The following is a 10,297-nucleotide window of genomic DNA, read 5'->3' as shown; positions in this document are numbered from 1 at the left end:
AGGAGACCGCACCAGCAGAACTCACCGCCTGACCGATATTTCGGATCACGCGGTGACCACCCCAGCTACACCACTCCCCGGGACTTGACCCCATCTTTTTGAGACAGATCGCAGTGGCCACGTTGTGAGACAACTTCAGAAGCTGCAGGTCAGAGAGTAGTTGCTGGCCAAGTCTTTTGAGACCCTACAATCGACCTGACGCACCCACTGACACGACGTCTGCCCTGGTCGCACCGTTTTCCGATGGTCGCCATCTGGATGGACTAGTCGCGCTCCTCCGGCAGCAGACCGCCGACGCAGCACCGGCCTCAGCGAAGGCTGAATCCACGACCACCGTCATCGAGATCGATGGCGGTTGTCGTTCGTTTTCCCGAAGATCGTTTTCCGAACGGACCTGGGTTGGACTATCGAGCTCGGTAGATCCGGCCGCGGGGTGCTCGTGCGCCTCGATCTTGGGCGTAGTGGTGCGCGCTGCGGGTGTGGAGCAGTCTCCAGACGGTTTTGCCGTGCCAGCGGGTGAATTCGTTGGTGGCTCCGGGCATACCGATGTGGTTGAGGTGATCGGCGATCTGGCGGTAGGACATGCCGTTGTCGCGCAGATCGAGCATGAGGTCGAGCAGGTCGTCGGGGCATGACCGCGGGCGGCCGACAGCGCGACGGGGCGCGCCGGCCAGGTCCGCGGCGTTCGGCCGGGTCACGACTCCGGGTTGGAGGAGACGTTGAACGGGCCGGCCGTGGGCGGCTCGATGGCCGGCTCGTTGAGCTGTTCCACCGCCGAGGGTTCAACCGTTGGCGGTGCCGTCAGCTCGGCCTGTTCCGGCGGCAATGCCGTGGTGGGTGCGTCGGTGCTGGGCGTGAAGGTCTTGCAGATCGCGGTGACCACGTCGCGGATGGTGGTGAACAGTCCGTCGACGACCTTGGCGAAGACGGCGAGGTGTTGGCCGAGGATCTGCTGGGCGCGGTCGCGGTCCTTCTCTTCCTCGGCGGTGAAGGACCGGTGCTGCGCCCAGACGATCAGCAGCCAGATGGCTGCGATGACCGATATCCCGAGGGCGAAGCCGAGGTCGACGGCGTGGTTGGGGTCGTTTTCCGAACACGAACTACGTCGAATCCGCCGAGGCGCAGGCCCGCTTACCGAGGCCGTGCAGGGGCACGCGTGCAGGGCGCGTCTTGGGACGTGATCGGCCAGGCAGGCATGACCCCGCCAGTCAGCGTTCGAGCGGTGGTTCAAGCTCGAACGCCGACTTTGAACGTCACCTCGTCGGGGCTACGGCGACGCCCACACCCGGTCCCGCGCTACCGGACTTTGTCGTATCCGCCGGCCCCGTTGCGTGTGTACTGGGTGCCGATGGGATCGCCGTAGGAGTTTGTGGGGGTCCCACGCAGTGCGGCGGCCGCGGAGTCGGTGGCAGAAACGAAGCGGAGCGTCAAATATCCGTCATTGTCAGCGATGCCGCTGTCGTTGTCGTTGATCCTCATCCACAGATCTTCACCGCCGCTGAAGATGCCGCGAAGCCCCAACGATTCCGGCATGCCGTTCTCGCCGACTCGGAAGATGAGCTGACCTACTCGGGCCTGGTCGCCGCTGTAGGGGTAGTTCTGATCCCCCTTGGCGATCTCGATGATGTAGTAATTCCCGACCTGATAGCCATGGCCCTCGGAGTTGCAGGTGCGGGCTGCTCGTTCGTTGACGTTGAAGCACCAGCCGCCCTCGGCGTAGAGGCTGCCCGCGGCCGGTACCTGTCCGATGTGCTGCCAGCCTTTATTGGCGTAAACCTTGGATTCCATGTGACCGAGCTCCTCACTGAAGGTTGGGCACAACTCGAGGGGAAAATCGCCAGAACATACAGCGGTCGGAACGTGGGAAGACGCGATGACGCTGTGATGAGCGGGGAATGCCTACCTTCGGCATGAATCGCTCACCGATCGCCTACCTCACTCCTAGGGTGTCGCCCGCCCCGCTCTGTGTCGCCCGGAGTTTCGCCAACATCTTCTGTCCCGGCTACCCGCCCGCCGAGGTGTTGGTGGGCCTAGACGAGGTAGCGCTGGAGGGTGGTGCGGCTGCCGCCGAACGCGCCTGCGACAGCATCGGGTCTCTGGTCGCGGCGAGCGCGGCCTGGCGACGGCGACCGTCCAGGCCGGGGCTCAGATTCGACCGTTCACCGGCGGAAATCTCGGTTCCCGAGCATGGCTGATCCTCCGAAACGCAGGCGGCTGGCCATCGTTTTCCGAACACCTCGGACGGTTTGACCCGCTGCGTCCGTACTGGCTCGTCGGCCACATCTGGTGGGTCTAGCGTTGGTCGTATGGCGAGCAGGGACATTGTGGTGACGGTCGGCGAGGACGACTGGCTCACGTTGAACGATGCCGCCGAGTGCGCGGGGATGAGCGTGGAGGCCTACGTCTCCTGGGGAGTGTGGCTGTTGGCGTTGCAGGCCCGGCTCGGGACCGGTGCCTCGAAGATGCGGCTGCGCGCGTCCGGGCTCGGCGAGGAATCGGAGACGGTGGCGTGGACGGAAACCTTCGCTCAGCGGTTGTCGGCTCACGGCGACAGGCAGCCCCCCGACACCGAGCTGTGGATGTAGCGGTGGGGGTTCGGTGTCGCGGCGTGGCGGGGGACCGGTGCATAGTCGCGCACCTACGATGATCGGTGGTCATCCGGCAATGGCCACGGCCATGGTCGGGTACCTGCTGTGGAGATATGTCACTCCCGCCCGGTTCTGCCTTCCGTCCGCAGGCCGGGCGGGGTCACGTCCCGGGGCGCACACCGGATCAGCCCGGGTCAGAGGGCTCTGGCCATAGCGGCAGCCCGGCACCGGGTACAGGTGAGTTCGTGGACCCGACCGATGGCCCGGTGAGTGATCTTCCCCTGATGCGAGTGAAGGTCGCGATTGATGGCCCATTCCGGCCGGCAAAGCGTGAGCGGACTTCGTGGCGGGCCCGTGGGCGGGCTGCCGAGTCGGCGTTGCTGTCGGTGCGGTGTGGAATGCTCGGCGCCGATCGATGCCGTGGAGCTGTTGGTCGATCGCGTGTGTCACCTGACCGGCCTGTTGCGAGCCGGTGCCCGAAGTTGCCTGAGTCATGGAGGGTTTGACGTGATCAGTTCGATTGTCCCCATTGCCGTTTTCGTTCTTGTTGTGATCGTCGTCGCCGTGCTGGCGGCCGGTGCCGGGTACATCAGCGCACGTGGCCGGATCGCAGTCGCAGAGGAAGCGGCCCGCCAGGAACGTCAGCAGGCCGAACGGACACGCGGTGAGCTCGACACCGCCGTGAATCGGGTCGAGCTCCTGCAACAACAGCTCCAGCAGTCGGCGGCTACAGAGGCTGGTTTGAAGGAGGCGGTCCGTCAGGAAGGCCAGCAGTCCGAGCGAACCCGTGCTGAGCTCGACGACGCGGCGACACGGATCGAGGGGCTGCAACAGCAGCTTCAACAGTCCGAGTCGGCGCGGGCTGGCTTGGTCGCCCAGCTGAGCGCAGAACAGCAGCGCGGCACCGAACAGGTGGAACTGCTGCGCGACGTGAAGCAGGACATGCAACAAACCGTCACGCTGATGGCCGAGAACGTGCTGAAACGGTCCGGTACGGAGCTGATCAAGCGGTTCACCGAGATGTCCGACCATAAAGCGCAGGCCACCGCCGGTGATAGGCACCCACCGGGGTACGTCTACTCCGGGGAGATCACGCGGGCCGCGATGTCCTCCGGGGAGACGGAAGGGGCCTGGATGTACTCCAGGTGGGGGAACCGGTCGATCCACTCGCACAGGGTTGCCGGATTCAACAGCTGACGTGCGCTGTCGAGGTGGGTCGGTTCGATGACGCCTTCCACCGTCACCTCGTGGACTTCTAGCTCGTCCTCGCTGTCGTCGGTGGCGAACCAGTGCGCCACGTCGGCGACGGTCACCTCGATCCCGATCGGGGCGGCATCGAAGTGCAGGTGTTCCCCGACACGGGGGACCGCCGAGCCGTAGACCGCGAAAGTGATGCTGGTGCCGATGTCTTCGCCGCTGTCGTCGGGCAGCGGGATCCACACCTTGTACCGCACCAGCCCGAGGGTGTGGGTCCGTACGCCGCCCGAGCTGCGCACCCACACACCCCGTCGTGGGGCGTTTCGATCCGACATCAACACGCCGTCGTGGATGAGCTGCAGGATCGCCCGGTTGGCCGGGCCCACCGATACTCCGTAGTTGTCAGCCAGCTTCTGCCGCGGCGGTAGCACCGCGCCGGGTCCGAGGTCCCCAGCCGCGATCTGTCGGCGGATGTCAGCGGCGATGTCCTGTCATGTCGGGTGCGCTCTGGTCACCGATCCCCCTGGTGTAACTCCGGTTTCAGCAGTCCACGATATCGACACCTGCCGACACCATGTCCGAACCCACACCCACTGCGTCGTATCACGCGCGTGTTACGCTGTATCGGTGGGTGACCGATACAGCTTCACCAGCGACGGGCTGCACAACATTCGGGTCTACGGCGTGAAACCCGGCGAGGTCTGGGAGGCGCTGCATTCCAAACGCCGCCTGGTGCGCCACCTCGACGCGAAGGCCACCGCGCTGTTCGGTCTCACCCACACGGGCCGCTACCTGGTCGTGTTCGTCCTGGAATCGGCCCACGAGGACAACGACTGGGACGTCATCGCCGCGCGCGAGATGCTCCCGGATGAGAAAGCCGTGTTCGACCGCTACACGGGACGGAAGTGATGGGCATGAACATCGAACAGAACCTATCCGACCTCATCGCCACCGGAGCCAACGCCGCGCTGCCGGTCCCCGACACCAGCGAGCCGATGATCACCCGCTCGCTGCGCATCCCCCTCGACCTCGACACGCAACTGCGTGACCTGGCCGAGGAACGCGGCATCGGAGCGACCACGCTGATGCGGGAGATCCTGCAAGCCTGGGTCACCGGTGCCGACACCAGCGCCGTCGTGCGACTGGCCGACGTCCAGCGGGTCATCGCCTCGCTCGCGCGTCCAGCCTGACCCCGCGGATACGCGAAACCCGGCTCACCAACCGGATTGATTGGTCCGCCGTGGGTTCAGCACGCGAGACCTCTGCCGCCGGAACCGAAGCCGGGTAGGTTCAGCGCCCGTGGATGGTGACAACGAGTCCCGCCCGGTTCGGTGGGTGCAATTCACCGCACCGGTGTTCGTGCGGGTCCAGGACGACGAAGACGGTTGGGACGCCGAGATTTCCAAGGTGATCGTGGTCGTGGATCCCGATGCGATGAACCTGGCGCGCGACTACGAAGGATTCGGCGTCTACAACGAACGATTCGAGCGAGTCCCCGACCGTGACGTGCTCTTCGACGGTAATCTGCGCGGCGCGGTGTCGGTGGCCGAGAACCGCCAGCGGTGGCCGAAAGAACAACTGGCCTCGCTCAGCAAGGAATGGAAGGCCGGCCCTTACCCACGCGAGGACCAGGGCGAGTACTACCTCGACGAAGACGAACTGCGCGACCGCTACCCGGGGGTAGTGGCGCATCCGGCCGGAATCCGGCGCTAACGCAGTGATGCCCGGGACTGTCGAGCCCCGGGCATCATGAAAGTGTTTGTGGCTGTTGCTATTTCTTGCCGGACCCGCCGGTGTTGGTGGCGGCCGCGGACTGTGCCCGGCTGGCGAATCCTGATGTCGCCGTGGTGCTGCTCGGATTGCGCGCACCTGCGCTCTGGATCGCGGAGGCCCTGCTGGCGGTCATCTTGCCGCCGCTGGCGTGGCTGCTGCCTTTGCTGCTGGACTTCGACATCGCTACCTCCTTCGACTGCGTGTCCCTCCCAAGATCAGGATCTCACCGCGTCCACAGCCGGGGAAGCCGCAGAGGCGCTGACCTGGTGCTTCGATGCTGCTCGGCGCATTCGCGCGGAATCCGGCGCTAAGGAATTTCCGCAGATAATGTGTCATTATCTGCGGAAATTCCTTACCGAGACTTTTCGCAGGATTGGGCCGATGACTCACCTCGCGACAACGAAAGACTTTGCGGCGCCGTTGCTGTTTCGACTTCAACAGCAAACCATCGAGCCTGCTGTGTCATTCACCGCGAATGCGAACCCCCGTCCCCACCAGAGATCGGCCGGGCAATCGCCAACAGCCTCCGTTGACCCGCGAACCACAGCGCATAATCGGTGCGGCAGTTCGCAAGGCCAGGTCGACGGTCTGGCCGTAAACCCAACCATCCATGGAAGTCTGCCAACCCCTTGACGCAGGACATCACGAATGATCTGGGTTGCGGTAACCGCCGACCCCCATGCCCCAGCTGGAAGCAAGAGTATGAGATTCACTGTCGGCGAACAGTTTTCGCAATCCTCCTCGGTCGTCGGATAGCAGGCTCAAGTCGGTCGACTCGTGCGCGTGTCCGTACGCGAATGAGTCGGCCGCGGTTGCGACGCTGCCAGCGCACACCTCGCGGGAACCGATTGCCCTCTGTAGAACATGGCCGTGCCGTACCGGTACGGTGTCTCGGCCCAGAGAGGGCCGAGACACCGTGCGGTAGCTGTTCGTTCGTTTCGGTTCAGAGTTCGAAGATGAATTCGTTGGCGCTGGCTTGTTTGTGGTTCATTCCGGGCGGGAAGTGCGGACCCGGGTCGAGTGTGACTTCGTTGCTGGTGGCGTTCCAGCGGAAGTAGCAGGAGCCGGTCGGGTCGAACAGAAAGGTGTCCTGGTCACGGACATAAAGGGCGGTGGTGACCGCTCGGCCGTCAGCGAACGCGAGGGCGATGGGAGTGAAATTCGGGTCGTTCTGGGCCAGCCAGCGTTCGGTGAGGCCGGGGTCACTGCCCGCGGTGTTCACCTTCATCGCAAGAGTGCGGTCGGGGTGCGTGGCGTTGACGAAGCGCGCCATGATCAGTTGCGTGCTGCGGTATTCGACTTTGAAGACCGACAAACCGCCGAATCCGCTGATGTCGGGCTGGTCGGTCTCCCACACCGCGTAGTGCCCGCCGAATCCGTAGTGTTGCCAGGCAAGGACTTTCGCGTCGGATCCCAGCCTGACCGATTTGAATTTGTCGTTGAGTTCTCCCAGCGCTTCGACAACGCCATCGTCGGTGGAGTAGGTGTAGCTCTCACCCTGGTAGTGCGCGCGGGTGAAGAAGGTGGCTTGATTGGGTTGCAGACTGGTGGTCATGATCACGCCTTCCGTGTGAAAGGGTTCCGGCAGAGGAGGATTCGTCGCTGCGCTGCGATCGCCTTCCGAGCACCACCAGCCAGTGTCGCGCTGACCGGAGGCTTCGGCCAGGGCCGAAGGTCCACAATCGTCTACTTCCAAGGGAGTTCAGTCGAATACTCAGCGCTGCCAGGGATTCCCGCCCGAGCGCGACGTACGCACACCCGGAACCCCCCAATTCCGCGATGAGGTCGGGGGCGGCCTCGCCGGAGAGGAGCAGGGGTCAGAAGGCGCATCTTCGCGAGATCCGGCGCTAAGGCGCTACCGCAGATAAGTGCCAACTATCTGCGATAGCGTGACTTTTCGCGGATCTGGACCGCACGGGCCGACAGCGGCCGAACCGCCCGATCACCACAACCCGTCTCCGAGAACGGATTCGCCGCTTGACAGGCATCACCGGCGCTGGCCGGGTCGCGGCCTTCAACGAGCTCTTGCGCGAGATCCCTGCACCTGTCCTGGCCGACCTCGTGGGCTGCAACTCACGATTCGCCACCGAACGCGCCACGACCCTCGCGACCGACTGGGCCAACTACGCCGCCATCCGGACCCGCCCCTCACCCGCACATCCCTGACGCCCCAGGGGCATACGAGCACGTCAAATATGGGATGGCCACCGGTAATAACTCGTTAGCGCCGGATTCCGCGCGAATGTGAACTCCGGCGCCGATTCCCTAGCTCGCCGGGACCTTGCCCAGGGGCATCACAGCGTTAGCGCCGGATCCCGGCCGGTTACACCACTACCCCTGACCAGCATCCGAGCCCCCGCCTGGGCCAGGCCACGGGCCATCGCCAGGCCCCAGCCGCGCGCAGAACCCGAGACCGAGGCCGTGCGGCCGGTTGACGAGAACGGAGAAGGTGACCGGGAGCCGGGAAGTTCACGGCAGCCGATGGGCGTCACGGGAGCCGAAGGTATGGGCCGCCCACCTGGGCGTGGTAGTGCCGGATGTGACGAGTTCGCCCCACTGGCGTCGCATTCGAGCGCCCAGTTCATTCAGGTGGGCGGGCGGGATTCCGTTCAGCATGGGTGCGGCCCGCCAGGCGTGTTCGTCGCCGAATAGCAGGGGCAGTTCGATGCAGTGCCCTGCGGTGAGCGGGTTGGCCGGGTGCAAAGCCGGTATGCGATAGCAGTGCACGCGCGCCCCGGCGGCGGTGAGCTCGTCGGCGAGTTCGAACATCGGAGTTTCGAATACCTTGCGGCTCAGGGTATTCGATATCGCCGTGGCGATGCGCGGCCCGGCGACCGGGACTCGACGGATCGTGTCGAAGACCGGGTGACCCACATGGAACGCGGCCATCTCGTGTGCGGTATGGCCCGCGATCACCTGGAGGCCGGATGCGCGGCGTCGTATTTCCGCCCGCCGGGCCGTGGTGTCGGGCAGGGGGTCGGCGCCCGCGATCGGGAGGAAGGGTGGGGCCGCGTTCAGTCCACCCGGTCCGGCGAAGTGCCGGACCGTTTCCGCTTGGGCGCGAAGCAGTTCCGGGATCGACGCGGACTGCGGGTCGGTGCCGAGCCGGGCGAGCATGACCTCGGCGACGTGTTCGGCGCGGGCGGGCGTGTGGAACGGCAGGCCCAGCGGTGCGCTCTGCAGGATCGCGCGCTGGAACAGCCCTGCGGTGCGCTCGATGCCGAGCAGCGCGGCGATCGACTGCCCGCCGGCGGATTGCCCTGCGACGGTGACCTTTCCGGGGTCGCCGCCGAAGGCGCCGATATTGTCGCGTACCCATTCCAGGGCGGTGATCTGGTCCAGGAGCCCGAGGTTTCCGGGTGCGACGCCCGGCGCGCGCAGATAGCCGAGCGCCCCGAGTCGATAGTTGATCGATACGACCACGATGCCGGTTTCGCGGACCAGGCGCTGGGCGTCGTAGCAGCGCCAGCCGCCGCTGCCGGAGAGGTACGCGCCGCCGTGGATCCACACCAGGACCGGCCGCGCTGTGGCGCCGGTTGTCGCCGGGGCGGTGACCGTCAGGTTCAGGCAATCCTCGGACCAGGGGTGTGGCTCGGGGGCTCCCATCACGCCCTCGAGTCGTGAAGGCAGTTGCGGTGCAATGGGTCCCGGTTCGACGGCGGGCACAGCGTCGGCGGTACCCGGGCAGGGTTCGGGTGCCGCGAAGCGCTCCGCTCGGGCATAGCGCACGCCGCGGAACACCGCGATGCCGTCGGCGATCTGTCCACGCCAGCGCCCGCCGGGTGCGGTTACCTCCGTCATGGGTCCTCCTCGATCCATATCGCAAGTCGACTTGCGATATGGACGCTAGAGTGTGCTCCACGGGAACGCAAGACGTCTTGCGATAATCGGGTCATGGTCGAACAGGCGAGGGCCGGGCAGATTCGCGGGGTCAAGCTGCGGCAGGCGGTGCTCGACGCGACAATGGCGCAGGTTGAGGCCGTTGGGATCGATGAGGTCCGCATCGCGGAGGTGGCCGCCGCCGCCGGGGTGCACGAAACGTCGATCTACCGCCGATGGAAGACGCTGCCGCGGCTGCTCGCGGATGCGCTGGTGTCGCGCACCGAGGCCGAGGTTCCGATCCCCGACACCGGTTCGGTTCGAACCGATCTCGTGTGGTTCACCACCGCGCTGGCGCGCTTCGTGGCGACGCCCACCGGGTCCGCCATGGTGCGCGGTGTGGTTCTGCACGGTGGCGATCCCGAGGTCGCCGATGTCCGGCAGGAGTACTGGCGCCGGCGTCTCGCGGTGGCCGAGGACATTGTGCGCCGAGGACAGGCGCGTGGCGAAGTTGACACCGATGCTGATCCGGCCCTGGTCGTGCTGAGCCTCGGCGGCCTGATCCACATTCACGCCACGCACTTGGGCCGCGACCTGACGCCCGCCGAGATCGACAAGGCGGTGCGCATGATCGTCGACGGAATAGCCGCGCGACCCGAGTGACTCCATTACGGCCTGGCCGGTATCGGGGTCGAGGTAGTAATCGTGCAGAAAACAACGACAATGGCTTGACCAGGGGTTCCGGTAGTAATCGGGGTTCGGGATCGGTGCCGATGGGCGGATATATGTCCTGATCGGCTACCGCATCCATTGCGGCCCTGGTCGATCGGGCCATCGGTGCCGTGGAAACCTGCGACCACGACTTCTTCGCCCCGCTCGGGGACCGCCCCTCCGGTTTCACCGCGGCACTGCGTCGACTC

At 65.5% G+C, this 10,297-nt stretch carries 13 protein-coding genes and 1 pseudogene; 7 read left to right on the top strand and 7 right to left on the bottom strand.

The genetic code is table 11. The features are described from left to right. Nucleotides 1–404 precede the first annotated feature (404 nt). The 3 genes from ACIRRA_RS44800 to ACIRRA_RS44790 form a co-directional block, all read right to left on the bottom strand. A complete protein-coding gene (locus ACIRRA_RS44800) occupies nucleotides 405–698 on the bottom strand; it encodes a recombinase family protein (protein WP_402781877.1) in 294 nt (97 codons plus the stop codon). After that, a complete protein-coding gene (locus tag ACIRRA_RS44795) occupies nucleotides 695–1,231 on the bottom strand; it encodes a hypothetical protein (protein ID WP_402781874.1) in 537 nt (178 codons plus the stop codon). The genes ACIRRA_RS44800 and ACIRRA_RS44795 overlap by 4 nt, the downstream gene beginning before the upstream one ends. Before the next feature lie 65 nt (nucleotides 1,232–1,296). Continuing rightward, nucleotides 1,297–1,788 (bottom strand): hypothetical protein, encoded by a 492-nt coding sequence (locus ACIRRA_RS44790; RefSeq protein ID WP_402781871.1) that lies wholly within the window; start codon nucleotides 1,786–1,788, stop codon nucleotides 1,297–1,299. Between the two features lie 518 nt (nucleotides 1,789–2,306). Here ACIRRA_RS44790 and ACIRRA_RS44785 point away from each other — a divergent pair. Further along, entirely contained in the window at nucleotides 2,307–2,585 is a 279-nt protein-coding gene (locus tag ACIRRA_RS44785; protein WP_402781868.1) for a hypothetical protein, read from the top strand. A gap of 423 nt (nucleotides 2,586–3,008) precedes the next feature. Further along, on the top strand, nucleotides 3,009–3,785 hold the full coding sequence (locus ACIRRA_RS44780; protein WP_402781865.1) for a hypothetical protein: 777 nt from the start codon (nucleotides 3,009–3,011) through the stop codon (nucleotides 3,783–3,785). A gap of 335 nt (nucleotides 3,786–4,120) precedes the next feature. Here ACIRRA_RS44780 and ACIRRA_RS44775 read toward each other — a convergent pair. Next, nucleotides 4,121–4,270 (bottom strand): annotated as a pseudogene (locus ACIRRA_RS44775) (GntR family transcriptional regulator); the annotation flags it as partial. 142 nt (nucleotides 4,271–4,412) lie between these two features. Here ACIRRA_RS44775 and ACIRRA_RS44770 point away from each other — a divergent pair. The 3 genes from ACIRRA_RS44770 to ACIRRA_RS44760 all read left to right on the top strand — a co-directional run bounded on the left by ACIRRA_RS44770 (nucleotide 4,413) and on the right by ACIRRA_RS44760 (nucleotide 5,498). Beyond that, nucleotides 4,413–4,694, top strand: coding sequence for a hypothetical protein (locus tag ACIRRA_RS44770; protein WP_402781862.1), 282 nt, complete (start codon nucleotides 4,413–4,415; stop codon nucleotides 4,692–4,694). Between the two features lie 5 nt (nucleotides 4,695–4,699). Beyond that, entirely contained in the window at nucleotides 4,700–4,975 is a 276-nt protein-coding gene (locus tag ACIRRA_RS44765) for a hypothetical protein (protein ID WP_402781859.1), read from the top strand. Between the two features lie 109 nt (nucleotides 4,976–5,084). After that, nucleotides 5,085–5,498 (top strand): hypothetical protein, encoded by a 414-nt coding sequence (locus ACIRRA_RS44760; RefSeq protein WP_402781856.1) that lies wholly within the window; start codon nucleotides 5,085–5,087, stop codon nucleotides 5,496–5,498. A gap of 58 nt (nucleotides 5,499–5,556) precedes the next feature. On the opposite strand, the gene ACIRRA_RS44755 is transcribed toward ACIRRA_RS44760, so the two are convergent. After that, complete coding sequence (locus tag ACIRRA_RS44755) at nucleotides 5,557–5,739, bottom strand: hypothetical protein (protein ID WP_402781853.1); 183 nt, start codon at nucleotides 5,737–5,739, stop codon at nucleotides 5,557–5,559. 762 nt (nucleotides 5,740–6,501) lie between these two features. Beyond that, a complete protein-coding gene (locus ACIRRA_RS44750) occupies nucleotides 6,502–7,254 on the bottom strand; it encodes a beta/gamma crystallin domain-containing protein (protein ID WP_402781850.1) in 753 nt (250 codons plus the stop codon). Between the two features lie 281 nt (nucleotides 7,255–7,535). On the opposite strand from ACIRRA_RS44750, the gene ACIRRA_RS44745 reads away from it, so the two are divergent. Then, on the top strand, nucleotides 7,536–7,724 hold the full coding sequence (locus tag ACIRRA_RS44745; protein WP_402781847.1) for a hypothetical protein: 189 nt from the start codon (nucleotides 7,536–7,538) through the stop codon (nucleotides 7,722–7,724). A 303-nt stretch (nucleotides 7,725–8,027) separates the two neighbouring features. Here the strand turns inward: ACIRRA_RS44745 and ACIRRA_RS44740 are convergent, their stop codons facing one another. Then, nucleotides 8,028–9,359, bottom strand: coding sequence for a carboxylesterase family protein (locus tag ACIRRA_RS44740; protein WP_402781844.1), 1,332 nt, complete (start codon nucleotides 9,357–9,359; stop codon nucleotides 8,028–8,030). 93 nt (nucleotides 9,360–9,452) lie between these two features. Between ACIRRA_RS44740 and ACIRRA_RS44735 the strand changes: the two genes are divergently transcribed. Next, entirely contained in the window at nucleotides 9,453–10,040 is a 588-nt protein-coding gene (locus ACIRRA_RS44735; RefSeq protein WP_402781841.1) for a TetR/AcrR family transcriptional regulator C-terminal ligand-binding domain-containing protein, read from the top strand. Nucleotides 10,041–10,297 lie beyond the last annotated feature (257 nt).

The organism is Nocardia sp. NPDC101769, assembly GCF_044766925.1.
Taxonomy (GTDB): Bacteria; Actinomycetota; Actinomycetes; order Mycobacteriales; family Mycobacteriaceae; genus Nocardia.
Note: the sequence above shows the minus strand (reverse complement) of the source record. Positions and strands in the feature narration are given on the sequence as shown.